The 23,543-nt window shown below is 63.5% G+C and carries 19 protein-coding genes; 10 read left to right on the top strand and 9 right to left on the bottom strand.

Features of this window, described 5'->3' with window-relative positions:
* Positions 1-7 precede the first annotated feature (7 nt).
* Genes mch through M0534_RS03630 form a run of 3 tightly spaced genes read right to left on the bottom strand, consistent with a single transcriptional unit; the run spans position 8 to position 3,199 of the window.
* Entirely contained in the window at positions 8-991 is a 984-nt protein-coding gene (gene mch / locus M0534_RS03640) for a methenyltetrahydromethanopterin cyclohydrolase (protein WP_248567053.1), read from the bottom strand.
* A 27-nt stretch (positions 992-1,018) separates the two neighbouring features.
* The gene (locus M0534_RS03635) at positions 1,019-2,206 is read right to left on the bottom strand and encodes an ATP-grasp domain-containing protein (RefSeq protein ID WP_248567052.1); all 1,188 of its coding nucleotides are present in this window, start codon (positions 2,204-2,206) and stop codon (positions 1,019-1,021) included.
* A 3-nt stretch (positions 2,207-2,209) separates the two neighbouring features.
* On the bottom strand, positions 2,210-3,199 hold the full coding sequence (locus M0534_RS03630) for a beta-ribofuranosylaminobenzene 5'-phosphate synthase family protein (protein WP_248567051.1): 990 nt from the start codon (positions 3,197-3,199) through the stop codon (positions 2,210-2,212).
* Between the two features lie 434 nt (positions 3,200-3,633).
* On the opposite strand from M0534_RS03630, the gene M0534_RS03625 reads away from it, so the two are divergent.
* From M0534_RS03625 to M0534_RS03610, 4 genes are read left to right on the top strand one after another with little or no spacing between them, the layout of a single operon-like run.
* A complete protein-coding gene (locus M0534_RS03625; RefSeq protein ID WP_248567050.1) occupies positions 3,634-4,902 on the top strand; it encodes a molybdopterin-binding domain-containing protein in 1,269 nt (422 codons plus the stop codon).
* On the top strand, positions 4,896-6,539 hold the full coding sequence (locus M0534_RS03620; protein WP_248567049.1) for a formylmethanofuran dehydrogenase subunit A: 1,644 nt from the start codon (positions 4,896-4,898) through the stop codon (positions 6,537-6,539). The genes M0534_RS03625 and M0534_RS03620 overlap by 7 nt, the downstream gene beginning before the upstream one ends.
* Positions 6,536-7,435 carry a formylmethanofuran--tetrahydromethanopterin N-formyltransferase gene (gene fhcD, locus M0534_RS03615; RefSeq protein ID WP_248567048.1) on the top strand — a complete coding sequence of 300 codons (900 nt, stop codon included), beginning with the start codon at positions 6,536-6,538 and terminating at the stop codon, positions 7,433-7,435. Before M0534_RS03620 ends, fhcD begins: the two co-directional genes overlap by 4 nt.
* The gene (locus tag M0534_RS03610) at positions 7,432-8,244 is read left to right on the top strand and encodes a formylmethanofuran dehydrogenase subunit C (RefSeq protein WP_248567047.1); all 813 of its coding nucleotides are present in this window, start codon (positions 7,432-7,434) and stop codon (positions 8,242-8,244) included. Before fhcD ends, M0534_RS03610 begins: the two co-directional genes overlap by 4 nt.
* Before the next feature lie 14 nt (positions 8,245-8,258).
* Here M0534_RS03610 and M0534_RS03605 read toward each other — a convergent pair whose 3' ends face one another.
* On the bottom strand, positions 8,259-8,645 hold the full coding sequence (locus M0534_RS03605; RefSeq protein ID WP_248567046.1) for a 4a-hydroxytetrahydrobiopterin dehydratase: 387 nt from the start codon (positions 8,643-8,645) through the stop codon (positions 8,259-8,261).
* Between the two features lie 257 nt (positions 8,646-8,902).
* Here M0534_RS03605 and M0534_RS03600 point away from each other — a divergent pair, with 257 nt between their 5' ends.
* The 6 genes from M0534_RS03600 to M0534_RS03580 all read left to right on the top strand — a co-directional run bounded on the left by M0534_RS03600 (position 8,903) and on the right by M0534_RS03580 (position 18,114).
* On the top strand, positions 8,903-10,528 hold the full coding sequence (locus M0534_RS03600; protein WP_248567045.1) for an NAD(P)H-dependent oxidoreductase subunit E: 1,626 nt from the start codon (positions 8,903-8,905) through the stop codon (positions 10,526-10,528).
* Positions 10,525-11,202, top strand: coding sequence for a 2Fe-2S iron-sulfur cluster-binding protein (locus M0534_RS13770; RefSeq protein ID WP_345894696.1), 678 nt, complete (start codon positions 10,525-10,527; stop codon positions 11,200-11,202). The genes M0534_RS03600 and M0534_RS13770 overlap by 4 nt, the downstream gene beginning before the upstream one ends.
* 26 nt (positions 11,203-11,228) lie before the next feature.
* Complete coding sequence (gene fdhF / locus M0534_RS03595; RefSeq protein WP_345894695.1) at positions 11,229-13,445, top strand: formate dehydrogenase subunit alpha; 2,217 nt, start codon at positions 11,229-11,231, stop codon at positions 13,443-13,445.
* A gap of 47 nt (positions 13,446-13,492) precedes the next feature.
* Complete coding sequence (locus M0534_RS03590) at positions 13,493-14,128, top strand: 2-amino-4-hydroxy-6-hydroxymethyldihydropteridine diphosphokinase (protein ID WP_248567044.1); 636 nt, start codon at positions 13,493-13,495, stop codon at positions 14,126-14,128.
* A 319-nt stretch (positions 14,129-14,447) separates the two neighbouring features.
* Positions 14,448-16,427, top strand: a complete 1,980-nt coding sequence (locus tag M0534_RS03585) for a sigma-54-dependent Fis family transcriptional regulator (protein WP_248567043.1) — start codon at positions 14,448-14,450, stop codon at positions 16,425-16,427.
* A gap of 262 nt (positions 16,428-16,689) precedes the next feature.
* Positions 16,690-18,114, top strand: coding sequence for a DUF6513 domain-containing protein (locus M0534_RS03580; RefSeq protein ID WP_248567042.1), 1,425 nt, complete (start codon positions 16,690-16,692; stop codon positions 18,112-18,114).
* 50 nt (positions 18,115-18,164) lie between these two features.
* Here M0534_RS03580 and M0534_RS03575 read toward each other — a convergent pair whose 3' ends face one another.
* The 5 genes from M0534_RS03575 to M0534_RS03555 all read right to left on the bottom strand — a co-directional run bounded on the left by M0534_RS03575 (position 18,165) and on the right by M0534_RS03555 (position 23,448).
* Positions 18,165-18,857, bottom strand: coding sequence for a hypothetical protein (locus tag M0534_RS03575; protein ID WP_248567041.1), 693 nt, complete (start codon positions 18,855-18,857; stop codon positions 18,165-18,167).
* A 134-nt stretch (positions 18,858-18,991) separates the two neighbouring features.
* Positions 18,992-19,903 carry a quinoprotein dehydrogenase-associated putative ABC transporter substrate-binding protein gene (locus tag M0534_RS03570; RefSeq protein WP_248567040.1) on the bottom strand — a complete coding sequence of 304 codons (912 nt, stop codon included), beginning with the start codon at positions 19,901-19,903 and terminating at the stop codon, positions 18,992-18,994.
* Positions 19,904-19,982: 79 nt separating this feature from the next.
* Complete coding sequence (locus M0534_RS03565; RefSeq protein ID WP_248567039.1) at positions 19,983-20,588, bottom strand: c-type cytochrome; 606 nt, start codon at positions 20,586-20,588, stop codon at positions 19,983-19,985.
* Positions 20,589-20,756: 168 nt separating this feature from the next.
* Positions 20,757-22,535 carry a methanol/ethanol family PQQ-dependent dehydrogenase gene (locus M0534_RS03560; protein ID WP_248567142.1) on the bottom strand — a complete coding sequence of 593 codons (1,779 nt, stop codon included), beginning with the start codon at positions 22,533-22,535 and terminating at the stop codon, positions 20,757-20,759.
* 517 nt (positions 22,536-23,052) lie between these two features.
* The gene (locus M0534_RS03555; protein ID WP_248567038.1) at positions 23,053-23,448 is read right to left on the bottom strand and encodes a hypothetical protein; all 396 of its coding nucleotides are present in this window, start codon (positions 23,446-23,448) and stop codon (positions 23,053-23,055) included.
* Positions 23,449-23,543: the final 95 nt, after the last annotated feature.

Here is a 23,543-nt window from a genome sequence, read left to right as displayed (position 1 = left end):
GCCCGGCCTATTGACCGTCGAGGGCGCGGGTCAGGGCGTCCTCGTCGACCCGGCCGGCCACGAACCGCTTGCCGCTGGGCAGGGCATTGATCACGATCCGTGCCGGGCTGAACAGGTTCGGATCCATCTTGTAGAAGTCGAACTCGAACTGCTTCAGTAACTCGGCGAACGGCGTGCCGTAGTCCTTCGACACCTGGCTCGGCATCTCCAGCGCCAGCTTCTCCGCCTCGGTATCGTCGGCATCGACCTGGAGCACGACGGTGCCGCCGAAAATGATGGCGTCATTGGTCCGGCCCATGGCTTTCAGGAAGTCGCCACCGGCAGGCGGCAACGGTGCCCAGCCCAGGCCATCGACCACCTTGTCCAGATCGAAGCCCAGGGTATGCACCTTGTGCAGCGCCACCTCGAGCACGCGGCCCACCACCTGGGTAATGCCGGCCAGGCTTTGCGTCGGCGTCAGGATGATGGTCAGCTCTTCCGGGCTGGCCAGACCACAATCGGCGACAATCTTTTCCAGCAGGGCGTCCGGCGGCACCTGATCGACTTCCAGCACCAGACTGGTTCGACTGCTGCGGTCACGGTAGGCGAGCTCCTCGAACAAGGGCTCCTTCTGCGCCAGCGCACGGGCCGGGCCGGAGCCCAGGGCCATGAACTTGCTTTCCTTGTGAGACAGGCTCCAGCCCGCGTACTGGCTGGCAAGGCAGGCAAGTACCGGGTTCACGCTGTGCACGCTGATCGCCATCGGCCAGTCGGAAATACCGGAACCGCCGTGCACACTGACGCGGCCCTGCCCACCCATGCAGATCTCGGTGATCAGGCGACCGGCTTCCAGGCCACCGCGTTTATCGATACCTGCGTCGATCAGTGTGACGCCGCTGCTGCTGCGGCTGACACCGAGCCGGAAGGCATCGGCATTGTCGACAAGCTGGCGCACGATCGCATCGGCGCCGTCACTGATGCTTGGTGCGTTGGAAAGACTCTTGAGTGACACCTCGGTTCATCCCCTCTGTTGGTAATATCAAGAACTGATTCGGTTTCTGCCGCCCGCCAGGACGCGCCACCAGCGCCGCCGCGGTTCACGCAGTGCCTGCAACAGTCGCTGTTCACGGGCCGCAAGGCAGCGGCAGCAGGCATCGAAATCACCACCCTCGGCATGCACGGTGCAGACCGGCGCACCCGCGGCAATCCGGCTCCCTGGCAACGGACGGTCCGAGATCCAGTCAGGCCAGTCAATGGCGCGCGGCACGCGCAGCGCATGCGGCGCATAAACCACCCGATAGCCGCGCTGCGGTACCTGACCGGGCGCTTCGGGCAGCACACCCGCCATGGCCCGCAGGTGCCAGTGGAACAGGCCACCGGGAAGCGCGGCATCATACAGATCCAGACTGGCACATGGGCGGGCATTGATTTCCAGCAGCCAGAGCTGCTGGCCGTCATCGATGCAGTCAACGCCGTTCAGGCCGCGCAAGCCGGCCCGCGTAGTCAGCGCATCCAGTAATGCGCGCAGCCGCTCCAGTTGCGCACCGGTCAGATCGTTGCGATTGGCCGCGCCACCATGCAGAAATCCTCCCCCATCGCTGTTATCCGGCCTGCACCACTGCTGATGGACACCCAGCAGGCAGGCCCGCTTGCCGTCGGCCAGAAACAGGGCCGACCGCGACACGCCGTGAATCCGGCGCTGATAGACTTCATTCGGCTCGGCAACCACCGCGGCCGGTCGGACGCCGCTGCCGCCGCTTCCGGCCAGCGGCTTGACCAGCCAGTGCGCAGCATCATCGGGCCTTGCCGTCTGCGTGTCCGGAAACGCCACTGGCCCGCCTTCGAGCCAGTACTGCAATTGTTCCGGCCGTTGCACCGCGGCCAGCACCGCGGCCGGATTGCCGGTCACCGGCAGATGACGGCCCAGGCGATCCAGCAGAAACGGCACCGCCTCCAGGCCACTGCCATACACCAGGCCCGCGGGCCGGTGACGGCGCGCCACGGCCGAAACGCTCTCCGCCAGGCCCGCCACATCGACCACCCCGCCGCGCAGCGGCAGGGGCACGAACACCTCCGCCGCAGCAAGCGTGTCGGCATCGCCGAACGCGTCCATGGCGATAACGCGGTAGCCACCTTTGATCGCCGACTGCGCCAGCCCGCGAACGCTGGTGCCGACGAGCAAATACGGTCTGTCATCGCGACCGCCGGCGAGTCGGTTCCCGGCCACCCGCTAACTTGACGCCAGTCGCTGGGCATGCTCGACCAGCACCTCGGCCCCCGTGTTGCGGCCACGGCAAATCAGGAACTCCAGTTCCGGGACCTGCCCACCCAGCCGCTCGCAATACCGTTCCGCGCCGGCACGGTCCGGCTGCACGACAAACCCGGTCGGTCCCCAGGAACTCTGGCCGGCGGGCAAACCCTCGGCGGCCGCCTGTTCCAGGAGGCTGGCAACCGCCGGACTGGAAAAACGACCCTGCTGAGCCGGCGCAAAATGATCGCCGACCGCGGTTTGCAGGCTCCAGATTGCACGGGCAAACAACGCCAGATCCTGCTCCCGGATCGCCGGAAGCAGCTGCATCAGCGCCACCCGGCACAAGTGCGCGGCCGTATCCGCGGGGAACTGCGGCAGATCCCGGAACGCCTGCAGCTCCGCCGCGCCGTGCAAACCGCGCTCCGTCCGGTCGAGGATCAGCACCGTGCTCCAGGTCTCCGGGAAGTCCAGCCGCGACAGCAGCGGCGGTGGTCGATCGGCCTCGCCACGACCGCCATCAAGCAGAAAGCCTCCGTGGTCAAAAGCACCGACACCAATGCCTGAGCGTGCGCCGCGATCAAGCTGGTGCGCGACCCGCGCGGTATCCCAGTCGAGGCCGTACAGATGGCTGATCGCGGCTCCGACCGCCAACGCGAGTTGCGTGCCGGAGCCAAGTCCCACGTGTTCGGGGATCATCGATTCGAAATGCAGGCGAATCCCGCCGGGGTGACCGAGCTGGGCCAGCATCTGACCGGCAACGCGGGGCGCTCGCTCCGGTGCATCGCCCTCCACCAGCACCTCCGAATGCGGCTCGGCCCAGAGCACCGTGGAAATCGGGTCCAGCGCCAGGCCGACACTGCCAAAGCGGCGACCCAGCCCGCCGTTGAGGTCGAGAAACCCCATATGCAGACGGGCTGGTGCCTGCACGCGGACCCGCGACGCCCGCACCGTTGAAGATGACTTGTTCATACCGCGGTGGCTGCAACGCCTGTGCCAGCCGCCCGGATCGGCGGGCCGAAATGCGGACCGTGACGCGGAAATTTTTCCGTCAAAGCAGCGACAAAGTGGGCGACGGTTATCGAGCTTGCGTGACGGTCCACAGGGGCACGACGAGGGTCCGCAGGACGCGGACCGGGGATAGGAATCGGCTTCGACCAGCCGTTGGCCAGACCATGTTTCTGTCTTATTTCATGCACAGACTGTTCAGCACCTACCTCGGGAAACGCTGATCGATTCCCTGTGCCTCACAGGACCAGGCCCTGTTCTGCTGCGCAACATGACAGCGAATCTGCATTGATGATTAAATGCCCGATCACCCGGCAGAGCAATGCGCCCGATCAGAAGAGGCGCAGCGGTCGGGGCGGAGCAGTTTCCAACACATTCCCGATCCGGAGATTTCGGACTTGGACAACGCACGCAATGTGCCCTGCCCCTTTTGCGGCCTGGGCTGTGACGATCTTGCACTGCGCGCCAGCGATTCCGGCTTTGCGATAGAGCATGGCGCCTGCGTGCGCAGTCGCGCCGGCTTTGGCCAGCCGCCGAGCAGTGCCAAAGCCCGGGTCAACGGTGCCGAGGCCAGCCTTGATGCCGCCGTGAGCCAGGCCGCAGGTCTGCTGGGTGAGGCGCGCGAGCCCCTGCTGACCGGACTTGCCACGGATGTTGCCGGCAGCCGCGCAGCGCTGCGGCTGGCGCAACGCACCCAAGCCTCAATGGATCATCTGCATGGTATCGGGGGCTTTCAGGGCGTGCTCGCCATGCAGTCATCCGGCGGCATGAGCACGACAATGTCGGAACTGCGCAATCGAGCGGAATTGGTTCTGTTGGTCGGCACCAATGGTGTGGACGTCATGCCTCGACTGACCGAGCGGGTTCTGGAGGGTAGCCAGGCGGCATTCCTGGACGGCAAGCCCCGCGAGGTCGTAGTCATCGGCCCGCAGGCGCCCGACGCCTCCGACAGCGAACAACTGCACTGGCAGCACATCGACTGCCCGGTCTACGACGTCCCCTATGCCATCGGCGCCCTGCGCTGCCTGCTGGAAGAACGCGACCTGGACGACGCGGCGACTTCGGACCTGCCAATGACGGCACTGGCCGAACTGGCCTCGCGCATGCGCGAGGTGGACTATGGCGCCGTGGTCTGGGGGCCTGCGGGCCTGGGCGCGCATGGCGATCTGCTGGTGGAAGCATTGCAGACGCTGGTGCAGTCCCTGAATGCCGAAAAGCGCTGGGGCGGCCTGGCGCTGGCGGGAAACGAGAGCGCAACCACGTTCGAGGAAGTCTGCCTCTGGTCCACCGGGTATCCCGGTCGCATCCGCTTCCGGGGCGATGACGTGATCTACGAACCACGACTGATCGATGCCGGGCGCTTGCTGTCTTCGGGCACAACGGACTGCATGGTCTGGATCGGTGGCATGGAAGGGGATCACCTGCCGGGCAAGGCCGAGGTGCCAAGTATCGTCCTGACGCCGTATCCCGAGCGCCTCGACTGGCAGCCTGATGTATTGATCCCCATCGGTGTGCCCGGGCTTGACCATGCCGGTACCAGCGTGCGCAGCGACCACGTGGTGAGCTTGCCGCTGCGCAGCTTGCGAGATAGTCAACAACCAGCCGCCGCCGACGTGCTTGACCGGATACTGGCCGGATTGCCGGCCCGGGAGACCTCCTCATGCTGACACTGCTTCGTGGCGGCACCGTCTACGATCCGGTGCAGGGCATCAACGGTGAGGTCCGCGACATCTGGGTGCGGGACGGCCGCATTATCGATGCGCCGGGCGCCGATGCCGAACCCCAGCAGACCTATGAGCTGCGCGGCAAGATTGTCATGGCCGGCGGTATCGATATGCATACCCATGTCGGCGGCGGCAAGGTCAATATCGCCCGCACGCTGCTGCCGCCGGAACTCCGTGCCGAAGTCGAAGACAGCCTGCGTGGCCCGGTGCCGACGGCCTGGGAAACCGGGCTGGAGTACGCACGGATGGGTTATACCGCGGTGTTCGAGCCGGCGTTGCTGCCGGTCAACGCCCGCCTGGCGCATCAGGAAATGGGCGATATCCCGATCATGGACAAGGGCGGCTTCGCCATGCTCGGGAACGACGACTTCCTGCTCAAGCTGCTGGCGGCCGACGCGCCGCAGGCGCAGATCAACGATTACGTGAGCTGGATCCTGCAGGCGACCCGCTGCATGGCCATCAAGGTGGTCAATCCGGGCGGCATCAACGCCTTCAAGTTCAACCAGCGCAAGATGGACCTGGACGAAACCAACCCGTACTACGGTGTCACCGGTCGGCGTGTGCTGGAGACCCTGTCGACAGCGGTGCAGGAACTTGGCGTGCCGAAACCGCTGCATGTGCATACCTGCAACCTGGGCGTGCCGGGCAACGTCGAGACCACGCTGGCAACCATGGGAGCCACCGGGGGCGTACCGGTGCACCTGACCCATTTGCAGTTCCACAGCTACGGCACCGAGGGCGACATGGGTTTCTCCTCGGCGGCGGCGCCGATCGCCGAGTACATCAACGGCCATGACAACGTCAGCGTCGATGTCGGCCAGGTGATGTTCGGCCAGACATGCACGATCTCGGCTGACGCCATGCTGCAGTATGCGGCGCACCCGCATGCCAACCCGAAACGCTGGCTGGCGGCGGATCTGGAATGCGAGGCCGGCTGCGGCGTGGTGCCCTTCAAGTACCGCGACAAGAGTTTCGTCAACGCCCTGCAGTGGGCCATCGGCCTGGAACTGTTCCTCGGCGTCAACGACCCCTGGCGGGTAGTGCTGACCACCGATCACCCGAACGGCGCCTCGTTCACCAGCTACCCGCACCTGATCCGTCTGCTGATGGACCGCAGTTTCCGCAATGATCGCTTGTCGAGCGTCCACGCCGAAGCGCAGGCCGCGACCCATCTGGCATCTATGGAGCGGGAATACGATCTCTACGAAATCGCCGTCATCACCCGGTCCGGCCCGGCACGGCTGCTGGGCCTGACCGAACGCGGCAACCTGGCGCCCGGCTCGGCCGCGGATATCGCGGTGTACACGCCGGGTGATGACTGGGAAGCCGTGTTCCGCGACGCCAGCCTGGTGTTCAAGGACGGCACGCTGGTGGTTCGTGACGGCAAGCTGGTGGATATCTCCTGGGGTGTGACGCACTGGATGCAGACCGAACACGACGCCGGCATCGAGACATCGCTGGACGAACACTTCCGCTCGCATTACGCGATGGGCCTGGCCAACTACCCGGTCCGCGATGACGACATCGAGGGTGACGGGCGCGGCAAACTGGTGGCCTACAGCTGTCGGAGGGAACGGTGAAGATCAACGGCGTATACATTGAGGACACCTACGCCGAGGCCTTCGACATGCGGGCCACACGCGTCATCATCACCGGCCCGGACGAGACCTGGGCCAACCATGCCGCCAATGCCTTCACCGGTTTTGCAACGTCGGTCATCGGCTGCGGGGTCGAGGGCGGCATCGAGACGCAGCTGCCGGCCGCGGAAACCCCGGACGGCCGCCCCGGCGTGGCCTGCCTGCTGTTCGCGGTCAGTAGCAAAGACCTGGGGAAACAGGTCTCCAACCGTGTCGGCCAGGCTGTGCTGACAGCACCGGGTTCGGCCATCTATTCCGGCATCGAGGGCGAACGCCAGGTGCCGATGGGCAGCCAGATCCGTTTCTTCGGTGACGGCTACCAGGCGTCCAAGGTGGTCGACGGCGTGCGCTACTGGCGCGTTCCGGTGATGGACGGCGAATTCATCTGCCAGGAGTCCACCGGCATGGTGTCTGCGGTGGGCGGCGGCAACCTGATCTTCAGCGCCCGCAGTCATCGCCAGGCGCTGGACGCCGCAGCGGATGCAGTGGCCGCGATGAAGCAGGAATCAGGCGTGATCATGCCCTTCCCGGGTGGTGTCGTGCGCTCCGGATCCAAGGTCGGCTCGCAGTACAAGGCCCTGATGGCCTCGAGCAATGATGCCTACTGTCCAACCCTGCGTGGCGTGTCGCCACGCAGTGAACTCGGCCCGGAGGTGGGCGCAGTCCTGGAAATCGTGGTCAACGGACTGACGCCGGACCATGTCGCGCGCGCGATGCGCAGCGGCATCCAGGCGATCACCGGGCGTGGCAGTGAACAGGGCGTGCTGACGGTGACCGCTGGCAACTACGGCGGCAAGCTCGGCAAACACCATTTCCATCTGCGGGAGGTGATGGCATGACCGCATTGCGCCTGCGCCTGCGTGAACCCACGGCGTCGACCATCGACGTCAGCCATCTGGTGCCGGAACGGCTGCGTGAACTGAGCCCGGAGGGTGTTGCCCAACTCCAGGTGTGGAAGGGTGCCGAGCGGCTGCCGCTGGGCGAGCTGTTCGACATCTCCGGCGCGCCCGGCGAGACACTGGAATTCGAAACCGACGCGGCCTGCCTGTGGGGCATTGGCTACGGCATGAGCGAGGGTACGATCCGCGTTCATGGCCCGGCAGGGCCGTATGCCGGGCGCAAGATGCGTGGCGGCGAACTGCATATCACCGGCAATGCCGGTGAGTACGCGGGCAACGGCATGCGGGGCGGCCGGATCGTGATCGACGGGGATGCCGGCGATTGCCTGGCTGCGGCCCGTCCCGGCGAAAAGTACGGCATGGAAGGCGGCCTGCTGCTGGTTCGCGGCAACGCCGGCGATCGCGTCGGGGAACGCATGCGGCGCGGTTCGGTACTGATCGAAGGCAACAGCGGCGCATGGACTGCGGCCAGGATGCGCGCCGGCACGATTGCCGTATTGGGCAGCACCGGCCATGGCCTGGGCTGGGCTATGCGGCGCGGCACGATTCTGTTGCGGCAGCCGCCGGCCAGCCTGTCGCCGCTGTTCCGGGATAACGGCGAACAGGCGCTGTCGATTCTGGCGCTGATGAGCAAGGCCTGGCGCGGGCTGGACGGCCCGTTTGTAGCGCTGAACCCGTGTCGGGTCCAGCGCTGGCTGGGCGACCGCAGCGTCCAGGGCCTGGGTGAGATCCTGTTACTGCAGGATTGAGGCGGCACCGCCGTTCAGTCGTACTTGATGTACTTGAAACGCGGATCGTCCGGGGTGCCCTCAAGCGAGCCCCCTTCGATCAGGCCGGGTTGCCACATGACGACGTCCTCGATCTTGCGGGCAAGTTCGAAGTCCTTGTCGGTGACACCCTTGGCGGCATGGTTCATCAGCTTGACCACGACGAAGGCGTAGGACGCCGAGATGTCGGGATGGTGGAACGCGGCCTCGGCAAGATGGCCAACCGTGTTGATCACCATCAGGGTGGATTTCCAGCCGGAAGTCTTGTACTTGCGCCGGATCCACCCGTTTTCGAAGTACCAGTTGGGAAGTTCCTCGGCCAGGCGGGTCTTGATGGTTGCCTCGTCGTAGACGGTGTCCTTGCGGCGATCGGTGCTGTTCATGATGCGGACCTCCATGGAACGGGGTTGTGGGAGCACGGCGCAATGCGTGCGTATGCGCCCAAGGTACAGCCTGTTCCGGCCGTGTCACAACGGCCGCCAAGAGCCGAAAGTATGACGGATACGCTGCAACTGGCGGCGGTTCCATTGGGCAGGCCCCGGTTCTGGACCGGTGCTGCCTTCGGGCATGACCTGCCGGGAAACTGACGGCATGGGCATTGCAGTATAAATTTTATAGCGTTTGGACGGAGCGTTCCGGGATGAAGTTGTTGCAAACGATGCTCGCTTTGCAGGAGCGAGAGGGCTGGCTGAGCGACGAGACGCTCAGCCAGCTGGCAAAGGAGACCGGTGAACCGCTTTACCGGCTGGAGGGGCTGCGGAGTTTCTATCCGGTGTTTCAGGAAGAGCCCGGCGCCAAACACGTGATCGAGGTCTGCCGCGACGTCGTCTGCCGCATGCACGGCGCACCCGCCTTCCATGAGGAGTTGCTGCAGGAACTGCGGCAGGATCCGGACGTCGAGGTGCGCGAGGTCTCCTGTCTGGGACGCTGTGAGCAGGCACCGGTCGCCCTGGTGGACCATCACCACGCGGCCAGCAATGCCACCGAGGTTCGGCTCGCGCTCGACGGTCAGGCGCAGGCGCACAATGTGCTGCAGGCGGTTGACGCCGCCACCGACCCGTACCCGACCGCCGATGCCCACTACGGCATGTTCAAGACGCTGCGTGACGGTGCCGCCGATGCGGGCCGCGACACGGTGATCGACGAGCTCAAGGCCTCCGGCCTGCGCGGCATGGGCGGCGCCGGCTTCCCCACCGGCATGAAATGGGCCTTCACCCGCGGCGCCAAGGGCGGGCCGAAGCAGCTGGTCTGCAACGCCGATGAGAGTGAACCGGGCACGTTCAAGGATCGCTGCATCATGGAGACCCTGCCGCATCTGATGATCGAAGGCATGATCATCGGCGGCTGGGTGGTGGAGGCCGAGCGCGGCATCATCTATCTGCGCCACGAGTACGGGGAGGCCGCCGAAATCCTGCGCCGCGAACTGGTGCGTGCGCGCGAACTCGGGGTGCTTGGGCCGGACGCCTTCGGTCCGGGCAAGCCGTTCGACATGGAGGTCTTCATCTCACCCGGCGGCTACATCCTGGGCGAGGAGACGGCCCTGCTCGAGGCGCTGGAAGATAAGCGCGGCGAGCCGCGCAACAAGCCGCCGTTCCCGACCAACGTCGGCCTCAACGGCCTGCCGACACTGATGAACAACGTCGAGACCTTCGCCGCGGTGCCGATGATCCTGCAAAACGGCGGCGACTGGTGGCAGAGCCAGGGCACCAACGACTGTCCGGGTCTCAAGTACATGGCGGTATCCGGTGATGTCGCCAAACCGGGCGTCTACTGCGTACCCATGGGCACCACGGTAACTGATCTGATTGCCCGGGCCGGCGGCGTCGCGGATGGCAAACAGCTGCTGGCCTTCTCGCCGGGCGGCGCCTCGACCCGCTTCCTGCCGGCCGACAAGGCGGACACGCCGCTGGACTTCGATGCCATGCAGAAGGCCGGCAGCGCACTCGGCTCGGGTGCCTTTGTTGCCGTGGCCGAAGGCCGCGACCTACTGGATCTCGCCACCGCGCAGGCACGTTTCTTCCGCAATGAGTCCTGCGGCAAGTGCGTGCCTTGTCGTGTGGGTAGCAACAAGGCCGTGGCCATGCTTGAAGATGCGCTCAACGGCGAGGTCGAGGACGGCCTTGCCGAGCTGCTGCACGAACTCGATGACACGCTGGCGCAGACCTCGATCTGCGGCCTCGGTCAGGTGGCGCTGTCGCCGGTGACCGGGGTGATGGAACTGTTTCCCGAGGTCGCCCGGCGGCTCGGAACGAAGGAGGACGCATGAGCAATGACACCGTCAAGCTGACCATCGACGGTCAGGCCACCGAGGTTCCGGCCGGCACCTCGATCTGGGATGCGGCCCGCGAACTCGGCATCGATATTCCGGTGCTCTGCCACAGCACGCGCATGCGCCCGGTGGGCGTCTGCCGGATGTGCGTTGTCGATACCGGTGCGCGCAATCTGCAGGCCTCCTGCGTGCGGCCCTGCGAAGATGGCATGGAAGTCGACACGCGCTCGGAAAAGGTGGAAAAGCACCGCCGCATGCTGCTGGAGATGCTGCTGGCCGACTATCCTGAGGATAGTGCACGCGATGCCGCCACCGGTGACGACGAGTTGCTGAACATGGCCCGTGATTACGGCATCACCGAGGTGCGCCTGCGCGACGGCGCCAGCGGGCGGCCGCAGGGCGTGGATCTGTCCTCGCCGGTGATCGCCGTCGACCACCAGGCCTGCATCCTGTGCGACCGCTGCGTGCGCGGCTGTAACGAATTGCAGCACAATGATGTGATTACCCGGTCCGGCAAGGGCTATGGCACCCGCATCGCCTTCGACCTGAACACGCCCATGGGCGAGAGTACCTGCGTGTCCTGTGGCGAATGCATGGCTGTCTGTCCCACCGGTGCGCTGACCAACCGCGCACTGGCCGACCTTAAACTGGAGCCGCTGGGCAGCGATTGAAGGCTGCCCGCGAAGGAGGATCCATCATGCGCAAGATTCCTGGTTCCACTGCCGAAACCCGCAAGGCCGTTGGCTTCAAGGGCGTCGATTCGCTGTGCCCATACTGTGGCGTGGGCTGCGCCCTCACCTATCGGGTGGACGGTGAACAGACACAGATCCTGGACGTCACCGGACGGGACGGTGCCGCGAACTCCGGCCGCCTGTGCGTCAAGGGGCGTTACGGCTATGACTACGCGATGCACGCCCAGCGCCTGACCAAACCGCTGATCCGGCGCGAGGAAAGCTACCCGAAGACCGCGCTGTCGGCGGATGTCAAGGGCGAACGCGGTGGCAAGCGCAAGGCCGGCGGCATCGTTGATTACGACGACGTCATGCCGCATTTCCGCGAGGCGACCTGGGAGGAAGCGCTGGAACTGGTTGGCCGCAAGCTGGCCGGGATCCGCGACACCCACGGTGGCGATGCGCTGGCCGGTTTCGGCTCGGCCAAGGGCTCCAACGAGGAAGCCTATCTGTTCCAGAAGCTGGTACGCACCGGCTTCCGCACGAACAATGTTGACCACTGCACGCGGCTGTGCCATGCCTCCTCGGTTGCCGCCCTGCTCGAAGGCGTCGGTTCCGGCGCCGTGACCAATGTCGTGCGCGACATCGAGAACGCCGACACGGCGCTGCTCGCCGGCTGCAACCCCACCGATAACCATCCGGTGGCCGCCACCTTCATCAAGGAGGCCGCCGAGAAAGGCACCAAGCTGGTGATCGTGAACACGCGGCGGCCGCGGCTGGCGGACCACGCGGCGATCTACCTGCAGATCCATCCGGGCACCGACGTGGCGCTGTTCAACGGCATCATGCATGTCCTGATCAAGGAAGACCTGCTCGATCATGACTTCATCGAGCAGCGGACCGAAGGCTTTGACGAGATTCGCGAAACGGTCGAGGAGTACACGCCGGAGGTGGTCGCCAACCTCTGCGGCGTGGACAAGGACGCGCTGATCGAGGCAGCCCGGCTGCTCGGCGCCGACCATCGCTCCATGTTCTTCTGGGGCATGGGCATCAGCCAGCACACCCACGGCACCGACAACTCACGCTGCATCATCGCCATGGCTATGATCACCGGCAATGTCGGCAAGCCGGGTACCGGCCTGCATCCGCTGCGCGGCCAGAACAATGTGCAGGGTGCCTCCGACGCCGGTCTGATCCCGATGGTCTACCCCGACTACCAGCCGGTCGACGATCCGGAGATCCAGAAGAAATTCGAGGCCTACTGGAACACCGAGTTGTCGCCGAACCCGGGCCTGACCGTCACCGAAATCATGAGCGGCGCGCTGGACGGCAGCATTAAGGGCATGTATGTCCAGGGCGAAAACCCGTTCGTCTCCGACCCGGACACGAACAAGGTGCGCAAGGGACTGATGGCTCTCGACTTCCTGGTGGTGCAGGACATCTTCATGACCGAGACCGCCGAGTTCGCCGACGTCATCCTGCCCGGCAGCTCGTTCATGGAAAAGCTCGGCACCTACACCAATACCGACCGGCGCGTGCAGATCGGCCGGCCGGCTCTGGCCCTGCCGGGGGATGCCCGCCAGGACTGGGAGCTGATCTGCGAGATCGGCAAGCGTATGGGTGCCGACATGGCCTACCACTCGGTGTCGGAGGTGTTCGACGAGTTCGTCGCTTGCACCACCGAGTACCAGAATCTCAGTCACGAAGTGCTGGGACGGGACGGCAAATGGTACCCCTGCCACGATCCGGCTAACTCCGAGGGCGAGCGCATTGTGTTCAGCGAAAGCTTCCCGCGGCCGAACGGCAAGGCCAGGCTGGTCGCCGCGCGTCAGAGCCCGCCACACGAGAAAACCGACGCCGAGTATCCCCTGGTGCTGAATACCGGCCGTATGCTCGAGCACTGGCACACCGGCAGCATGACCCGGCGCTCCACCGCGCTGCACACGATCAGCCCGGAAGCCTTTGTCGAGATCAATCCCAATGACGCGGTCTCGTTGCACGTCACGGATGGTCAGATGGTGGAGGTCCGCTCGCGTCGCGGCACCATCCAGCTCAAGGCGCAGTTGATGGACCGGGTGGCCGAAGGCTCGGTGTTCATCCCGATGCACTTCCGCGAGGCCTGCGCCAATGTGCTGACCGATCCGGCTGTGGACCCGCAGGGCAAGATCCCGTCGTTCAAGTACAGCGCCGTTTCCATTGTGCCGCTGAGCGACGAGGCGCGGCGAGCCGGCTCGGGTAGCTGAGCTGCGCCGGGAGTAGTCGGATGACAAGCTCGCGGGCTTTACGAACAATGCCGGCCGTGGGAATGAAGGCCTGGCTTGCCTCCGGCGTGCCATCGCCACTGCCCTTGTCCCTGGAGCGGGAATGCGGCCTGGCGACGGATTCGGGGTCGGGCTATGTGCTGTCGCTGGGCAGCAATGACCAGGCGGAGTTGCGCCTGGTCGCTACCCTGACGATGCTGGCACGGCGGCACGGGGCCCTGGTTGTCAGCCGCGTGTACAGTACCGAGGCCGCTGGCAACCAGGCAGGCGGCGACCGCTTCCTGAACCTGGCGGTCTATCTGCGCAGCCCGATGTCGGCCCGGCAACTCAAGGCCGAACTGCAACGCATCGAAAGCCGCCTCGGCCGCCGGCGAGCAGCTGACGACACCCCTCTGCCGGTCAGCATCGACCTGGATATTCTGGCCGGTCCGCTGGACCGCGCTGCCGCGCTGGGCGAAACGGACTGGCGCAGCCTTCCCGCCTATATCCAACGGCCCATGCACGAGATCGTGACAGCGCTCAATGTCGCCACGCCGATGACACCGGAAAGGCCGGGGCCCTTGCGGGAACTGGATATCGGCGGCTGGCGCATCGGTCACACCCCATTATTGTTGCAGCTGCGGGGCGAGAATCGGATAACCACCGCCGGGCCAGTGGCGCACTGACTGGACCGCCTCTCACCGGCAGCAGGCCGCCTTCCATTCGCCTTGAATACTGGGCGTCGCACTGCCATATTGCTACGTGGCTCAGGAGAGACCGGCGTCGATCGGTCAGGGAAACGCCGCCTTGTGCGGCGGCCTGCTATGCTGATGGCTACACTTATCACCATCCCGCGAGGAAGCGATTCAGCTTTTGCCGGCCAATGCCGGTTATCCGTGTCGGCGCAACATGGTGCCGGCGCGGTGAAATGCTCAGGGGGACAAACCATCGGCGACAACAAACAACAGACAAGAACAACGATAATCCCGGAAGAGAGCTTGTGACATGACGATGCCTGATAGCGCAGTTGATCATGCGGCCCTGGTGCGGGCCACTCTGGATGGAGAGAGGAGAATCGGGAAAACGACAATAGAGGCGTCATGGCGCCGCTGCGCCGAACATTACGGACTGAACCCCGATGACGACAAGTCACCACCGATCCTGACACATCCGGAACTGCGGGAGCGGGAGGATCGCCTCAGTGATCTGATCGAGATCGCTGATTTCGAGATGCAGACTCTCTACCAGCAGGTGGCCGGGTCGAAATATGCCGTGGTCCTGACCGATCACGAAGGCGTCATTCTGCGCTGCCTTTCCGAAGCCGGCTTTGAACGGTCGGTGCGCGAGAGCGGCCTCCGTGCCGGCGGCCTCTGGAACGAGCCCGAACAGGGCACAAACGGCATGGGCACCTGCCTGGTCGAGAAACGTCCGGTGGTCATCCACCACGCCGAGCATTTTCTTTCGCGCAACACCGGGCTGACCTGTGCCGCCGTGCCGATTCGCAGTCCCGACGGTTCTCTGCTCGGCGTGCTGGACGCGTCCAGTGACTCCCAGTACGCCCAGCAGCACACCATGGCCCTGGTGGACATGTCGGCACAGATCATCGAAAACCGCTTGTTCCTCAAGGCCCACGAAGAGGATTTCGTGCTGCGCTTTCACAGCCGCGCCGAATACGTGGCGACCTCTGGTGAGGGGATGATCGCCATTCGCGGTGACGGACAGATCCTGAACGCCAATCGCAGTGCGCTGATGCAGCTTGGCATGGAGGACCAAAACCAGCTCCGTGGCCAGGGCATCGATGAACTGTTCGAAACCGGCATGGAGGAACTGTGTATCGGACCGCGTTTTCAGGGCCTGCATCCGAAGCCGCTCCGCGAAGTCACACATAGCCGGCTATTCTTCGCGGTGGTGCAGCGTCCGCGAGGCATGGAAGACAAACTCGTGGGAACGGTCCCCGACACGGATAGCCGGTCCGAGGCCGGTAATGCGCCCGGCGCGGTGCCGGATAGCACGCCGCTGGACAACCTGCACTACGGCGACAGCACGATGGCGTACAACATCCGCTGCGCCAAGCGGATCCTCGAACAGGATATTCCGCTGCTGCTGCAGGGTGAGACCGGTACCGGCAAGGAAGTCTTCAGCCGTGCAATCCATGACTCCAGCAGCCGGGCAGATCAGCCGTTCATCGCCGTCAACTGCGCCTCGATACCCGACACCCTGATCGAAAGCGAGCTGTTCGGTTACCGCGCCGGTGCATTCACCGGTGCCAGTCGCAAGGGTCAGCGTGGCAAGATTCTGGATGCCAATGGGGGCACACTGTTCCTGGATGAAATCGGCGATATGCCGGTGGAGTTGCAGGCCCGGCTATTACGCGTGCTTGAGACCAAGGAAGTACTGCCGCTGGGCAGCAGCACCGCGGTCAAGGTGGATATTCGTATCATCAGTGCGACCCACCGCTCGCTGAAGGATCTGGTCAAGCGCGATGCCTTCCGTGAGGACCTGTATTACCGCCTTAACGGCCTGACGCTGACCTTGCCGTCATTGAATGAACGCAGTGACAAACGGCGTCTGATCAACGAAATCCTCAAGTCCGAGGTCCAGGATGGCCGGAACGTGGAGATCGATGATGCGGTCTGGTCGTTGCTGCACGAGTACCCTTGGCCCGGCAACATCCGTCAGCTGCGGCTTGTGCTGCGAACAGCGCTGGCCTTGTCGGACGATGTGATGGAGCTTGAGCATCTGCCTCCGGAACTCCGGCAGATGGAGATGACCGGCTCCATGTCGGGGGACTCCGGCGGACAGGACGACGGCGGTGAGGCGCCAGTCAGCACCAACCCGCTGGAAGCTGCGGAGCGGGAAGCGCTGGTGGAGGTCCTCGAACGCCATCGCTGGAACATCACCCGCGTCGCGAAGCACCTCAACGTCTGCCGAAACACCCTCTATCGCAAGATGCGCCGGCATAATGTGAAGCTGGGAAATTCCTGAACGAGACGCGACCCGCCCCGGGCCGTTCCTGGCCCGGTCATGCAGCAGTCTGGCTGTCGCACGACCGGGCACGCCGTGACTGCCGGTGCGTCCACGGATACCTGGCGTCTAGGGAGACACTGATTTATTCGCACGCCTGCGTTGGAGTCCGCATTTTTCCCGAGGCAAGGCGTGCTGCGCAGCGCCGCAGTTATTCCGCGGTCAAGCGGCGCAACACTGCATTCGCGAAAAATGCGGCCGACTGCAGCCTGATAGGCCACTCGTGAGCGACTCCATCTTATTCCTGACCGGCCACCTTGCAGAGCCCAGCCTGCGTCGAATCCTTGCCGAACTGGATTCGGAGGAGGGCCGTTACCACGTGCACAATATCGGCATCAATGTGGCCGCATTGATGACCGTGGCGATGATCGGCCGGCGTCTGCCAAGCGTCAGCGACGTTGACCGCATCATGCTGCCTGGCCACTGCCGCGGGGACATCCGGGAACTGGAACAACGCTATGGCATTCCGGTGGAGCGAGGTCCCACTGACCTGAAAGACCTTCCGGTTCACCTGGGGTTCAAGGGCAAGGCCCCGGACCTGAGTCGCTATGACTTAAACATCTTTGCCGAGATTACTGACGCACCGCGACTGGAGGTGGCAGACATCGTCCGGCGTGCCGAGACCCTTTGCCGGGAAGGCGCCAATGTCATCGACCTGGGCTGCCTGCCGGAAACGCCGTTTCCGCACCTGGAGGAATCGGTCCAGGCCCTGCAGCAGGCGGGCTTCAAGGTCAGTGTCGATTCACTGAATAGCGATGACCTGTTGCGCGGCGGGCGGGCCGGTGCCGACTATCTGCTCAGCCTGACCGAGAACACGCTGTGGATTGCCGATGAGGTCCCGTCGACGCCGATCCTGATTCCGGCCGAGGCAGGTGACCTGGATTCGCTGAGCCGAGCCATCAAGGGCATGGAACAGCGGGGCCGTCATCATGTCGCCGACGCCATTCTCGACCCCATTCATTTCGGCTTTACCGAGGCCATCTGCCGCTATCGCGACTTGCGGCAACGGCATCCGGAAACCGACATCATGTTCGGCGCGGGCAATGTGACCGAATTGACCGAGGCGGACACCGTCGGCATCAGCACGTTGCTCATGGGCATCTGCTCGGAGCTTCGCATTACCTACATGCTGACGACACAGGTCTCGGAGCACGCGCGAACCGTGGTCCGGGAAACTGATCGGGCGCGCCGGGTCATGTACGCATCCCGGGAGAATCAGGATCTTCCGAAAGGCTACGGGGGCGACCTGCTCGCCCTGCACGAGCGCAAACCGTACCCGGACACCCTGGACGAGATTCGCGAACTCGCCGGCCGCGTCCGCGACCCGAACTTCCGGATTCACGTGACCGAAGAAGGCCTGCATATCTACAATCGCGACGGACTGCACAGCCATCACGACCCGTTTGAACTGTTTCCCCACCTGGGCGTGGAGGAGGATGGTGGCCATGCCTTTTACCTGGGCGTGGAACTGGCGCGCGCGCAGATCGCGCTACAGCTTGGCAAGCGCTACGTCCAGGACGAGGAACTCCGTTGGGGTGCGCTGGTTGATCCACCGCCGGAGGACAAGCTGGTGCATCGCAACCCTGGGCCGACCATGAAGGCCCGGCGAAAGCGGAGCAGCAGCAAGGAAAAGGCCGCCGATGACTGATACATCGGCGGCCTGCCGGGTCGATTGATGCGATGCCGGCCTGCTCTTGCCTACGGCCGCTCGATCGATTCCAGGGTCAGGACATCCTTGTAGTACGGCTCTTCTCCATTGGAATTCGGTGCAACCGCCTCGAGCTGATAAATGAAGCCCGGCAGCTCTTCCGAAACCGTAAAGACGTAGTACTTTTCCCAGAACTCCCGGTCATACCGGCTGCGATCCGAATCATCGGCGTACGGCGTCACGGTAATGCGGTGGCCGTCGAACTCCTCACCGTCGAATTCGAAGCTGACTTCCTCCATGACCGGTTCTTCTTCCAGCTTTATCTTGATCCGATCCTGGAAATACCGGACCGGAGCACTTGAGGCGAGGCCCATGCGATGCACGTCATGCTGCAGAAATCCGGCCAGGACCGGGTTGCCTCGTGCCTGCCGGAACCCCGGGAAAGGCCGCTGCCGCTCACCGGTCAGGAACTCCACCTCACCGGCGCGGAAGCTGTCATCCAGCACGTCGGTGATGGTCAGGGTGATGTGATCCGAGAAGACGTCGTCCGGCTCCTGGTGCGTACCGGACCGCTCATACCGATAGCGGACATCGATTCCGGATTCGTCAAGCGCATCCATATGCGGCGTCAGGAAAAGCAGCTGATTGGCCTTGGAAAACTCATCCCGGTTATCGGCATAAGCCGTTGTCGCCGCCATGCTCAGACCAAGGGTCAGCGTTGCCAGTAATGATAAGGGTTTCACGGGGGGCTCCTCCAAACGCGAAATTATTGTCGACAAAAAGACTCGGGCGGGAGTGGCCATGCCACTCCACCCGTTACCACCAAAGACATTGATTTCGGACTCCAACGCAGGCGCGCGAATAATTCAGTGTTTCCTTAACGCCGACGCCGTTCCGGGCGATCAACCTGCGGCACGTGATACTCGTCGAGCAAGGCCTTGATCTCGTCCTCGTTTTCACGCAGCGCCACCTGCAGTGGCCGCATCAGTTCGTGGTCGCCGGCACGCACGCCCACCGAGACGCCGAAGTCGAATTGGGCCCGCACGTCGGACTCCATCGGCAGCATGGCAATTTCCTGCCCCGTCTCCTCGGTGACCTTGTTCGCGTAATAACCGGCGATGGGACCCCAGATGATCGCAGCATCGATATTGCCCTCGGCCAAGTCACCCTCGATAACCTTGCCGGGATAGAAACCGATGTCGCCGTCCGCCATGATGTAGCCCTTGATGTTGTTCCGCATGCCATTGCGGATCATCCATTCATTGGCCGGCGAGCGATCGAACACGCCGATTTTGGTATCGGCGGGAATACCCTTGGCAAGGAGATCGTTGGCCTGTTCGTATTCGCTGAAGACCGGGTGGTCCTTCTTGAAGACCAGCATATGGGTTGTGTAATAGTAAGGCGTCGTGGTGCTTAGCCCTGATGCCTCCTGCGGCACACCCATCATGATGTCACAGCGATAACGACGTTCCTCGTCGACCCAGCTGCGCAGCGTGGCGCGAATATAACCAAACCGCTGGGGTAGCCAGAAGAACTCGACCGGCAGGTCCAGCGACTCACCGAACAATTCGGCCATCCTGTTCTCGAAGCCCTCACCGCCAGCACCCGAAAACGGCATGTTGTTCGGATCGGCACAGATGCGCAGAGCACCACGCTCCTCCGGCGGGCCACCGTGGTCCCGGGTAAACATATCGTCGGCGATGGCCGCTGGCGCAGCCAGCAGCAGCGTGGCGGCAGGCAGCATGGCAAGCCCGGCACGCCGGATCCAATTGACCGATAACAACAACATTCTGTAACTCCTCACCATAGAACACGGGCGGTCAACCGCCGCCCGTTTTCGTTTTCGCCAATCCCGGGGGACGGGCGTTCTAGTCCTGCAGTCGCTCCGGACGGCCCGCCGGGAGATCCCCGTTGGCACGGGCCTTCAGGTAGGCGTAAATCGCTTCCCGCCGGGGCCAGACGTTGGGGTTGTCACCGAAGCCGGGCATCGCGCTGCCTTCGGTCTGGACCCCATTCTTGAGTACTTCGAAAAACTGCTCCTCCGAAATCTCGTTCACACGCCGGATCAGGTTCGGCGCAAACGATGACCCGGCCGCTTCCTGACCGTGGCAGACAGCGCAATTGCTGCCCACCGAACGCCAGCCAATAAAGGTGTCCTGATCGACAGCGCAACTGACACGACGTCCGTCGGCATCCGTCTCGCAAACCACCGTATAAAGATCGCGGTCCGCTTCGGTCTCAGCGTCGATTTCAGCTGCCTCATCAAGCTCCTCGGTATCCGCTTCTTCAGACAGCGCCTCATCGTCATTGTTCGCGGCATCCTCGACATCATCCAGTTCCTCGACAACCTCCTCCTGTTCGACAGAGCTGTCGCCGCAACCGGTCAGCACCATGGCGCCACCCACCATGGCGATCAGCAGAACAAGCCAGAACCTCATGCCGCTCGAACGGAGGGCATTCGTATCGCTTTTCATTCTTTTCATCTCCACATCCAAGGTCATCCGGGATCAAACCCGATCACGTGCCCGGCGGACCAACGGGAAGGCCTGCAACGGGGACTCTTCTTTTTATTCACTTTCGCGACAAAAAAAAAGGCCGGTCGCAATGCGACCGGCCCGACTGTGTGCCTTACCTGTTATCGATTAATCGAAGTCAGGCAGTGCAAACACGGTCAGAGTGCCACCCAGACGGGTGTGGTCGTAGAGACCACGGAAGGCACCCACAGCACCCAGGCCTTCGGAATCACCTTCCAGGCCAGCAGCCATGCCGATACCGGCCCAGCCACCGATGCCCGACAGCACACCGACATACTGCTTGTCGTCATGCTCGTAGGTGAACACGTTGCCGATGATGCCGGACGGGGTACGGAAGCTCCACAGCTCTTCACCGGTGTCCTTGTCACGGGCACGGATGTAGCCCTCAAGGGTCCCGTGGAAAGCCAGGCCACCGGCCGTGGTCAGCGCACCCGACCAGACAGCGAAGGCTTCTTCCTGCTCCCAGACCACTTCACCCTTGGCGGCGTCCCAGGCAATGAACTTGCCCATGCCGCCGAAGGAATCCGGAGTCGGGTACATGCTCAGGGTTGCACCGACATACGGCTGACCGGCCACATAGGACACTTCGTACGGCTCGTAGTCCATGCAGATGTGGTTGGTCGGCACGTAGAACAGGCCGGTGTCACGGCTGAACGAGGCCGGCTGCTGGTCCTTGTAGCCCAGAGCCGCCGGGCAGATGCCGGTGGTGTTCACGTCAGCACCCTGGACGCCAGGAGCGTACTCGTCCACAACCTGCGGACGGCCGGTTTCCATGTCGACGTGGGTGGCCCAGTTCACGGTGTCATCGTACTTCTCGGCGACGAGAAGCTCACCGGTTTCACGATCCAGGGTGTAGGCGAAGCCGTTACGGTCGAAGTTGACCATGACCTTGCGCTCTTCACCGTCGATCTCGATGTCGACGAGGATGTTTTCGTTAACACCGTCGTAGTCCCACTGGTCCCACGGGGTTTTCTGGTAGACCCACTTGGTTTCACCGGTGTCCAGGTCACGAGCGAAGATGGTCATGGACCACTTGTTGTCGCCCGGGCGCTGTTCCGGGTTCCAGGTGCCCGGGTTACCGGTCCCGTAGTAGACCAGGTTCAGGTCCTTGTCATAGGAGAACCAGCCCCAGGTGGTACCGCCACCGCGGGTCCACTCGTCACCTTCCCAGGAATCCAGGCCGGTGTTGGCGCCGATCGGCTCCATCATGTGGGTGGTGGAGTCCGGGTCGACGATCATTTCATCGTCTGGACCAGTGCTGTAGCCCTTCCAGGCCACCGAACCGTCTTCGATGTTGTAGGCGATCGCGAAACCGCGCACACCGAACTCACCACCGGAGATGCCGGTGACGACCTTGTCGCCAGCAACCAGCGGGGCGTTGGTGTTGGTTTCACCGACGGCCGGATCACCGTTTTTCACCGACCACTGCTCTTCACCGGACTTGGCGTCCAGGGCGACCAGGGTGGTGTCCGCCTGCTGCAGGAAGATCTTGCCGTCGCCGTAGGCTAGGCCACGATAGACGGTGTCACAGCACATCACGCCAATGACGTTGGAATCCTGGCTCGGCTCATAGGCCCAGACAATCTCCCGGGTATCCAGGTCGATGGCGTAGACGTTGTTCGGGAACGGCGTATGCACATACATGATGCCGTCGACGACCAGCGGCTCACCTTCGTGGCCACGCAGCACGCCGGTGGAGAAGGTCCAGGCCGGCACCAGGCGATGCACATTGTCCCGGTTTATCTGGTCCATCTCGCTGAAGCGGTGCTGCTCGTAGTTACCACCGGTGATCGCGTGGTTGACGTTGGTATCGATGCGGTCCAACACGCTCTGGTTGGCCATCGCACCACCGGACAGCATCATTGCGCCCATGGACGCAGAAGCCATAAAGGCCAGGGTCGTACGAGAAAGTCTCGTCGGAGTCATCTTCTTCTCCCCCTCCTAGTGTTTTGTGTGACGGCGCCCGGCGCTTGGGGGTTGCCGGTACCGCAAGACAGATCCGATCAGATTTCACCCAAGGACACAGTCACTCGGGCGGTGGCGATCGGAATCCACCGCGGTAGAAGGCATTCAAAATGCAGGCCAATCCCATGCCCTTGAGCAGGAAGTGTCGCAAGACCTTGTCTTGAGCGGCATCTCGCCTGTGCTCGTGGGGAATCGACCAACCGGCGCCGCAGATTCGAGTGTTCAACACCGTTAGAACGGTGCGTCGTTTCTGTCACAAACCGTTGCGCACTCTTCGACGGACGGCAGCGACTGGGAGGAAACCGCCGTGGACAGCGGCATTCGATCGGGAAATGGACGATCGACGGAAGGGTTACAACCAAAGTATTAGGCGAGGAAAACCGAGGGCAGGCAGGGGGCAATATCCCGGGTCCGGACAGACCCGGGACAGGTATTAGGCTTAAAACTCCGGCCAGATGTTTCGCAGCCGGTTCGGCCGCACGAAGCACCGCTTGTCGGCCTCGTTTTTTGCCTCGCCATAGGCAAGCCGCAGTTCCTGGATGTTGCGAGCCGGTTCCCGCAGATACTCGCCGGACTCACCGGAAACGGTTGCCGCCTTTTCCGCCGTGTCCGCCTGCACGAACTTTTCATGCGGCATATGCTCCGCAATCACGTCGATGGCGCAGGCACACGCATACAGCGTCTCGAAATTGCGTTCGCCCTGAAAATACATGCACTCCTCAATCCACTGATAGCGGTCAATGGTCGGGTAATCATGTGCCTCGTTTTCGGCCAGCGCCGTTGCAGCAAACCCCAGGGATGCCATAAGCAATGCGACAAGACTGAATCGCTTCATTGTTCACTCCACTCTCGAAATGATTATTCGGAGGATACCCGACCGCAGCGGACGGCACTCCTCCCTCCTCTCCGAACCGAATCCGAGCGGACACC

This window comes from Methylonatrum kenyense, from assembly GCF_023195885.1.
In the GTDB taxonomy this organism is placed as follows: domain Bacteria; phylum Pseudomonadota; class Gammaproteobacteria; order Nitrococcales; family Aquisalimonadaceae; genus Methylonatrum; species Methylonatrum kenyense.
This window is presented reverse-complemented; position numbering and strand designations above follow the sequence as displayed.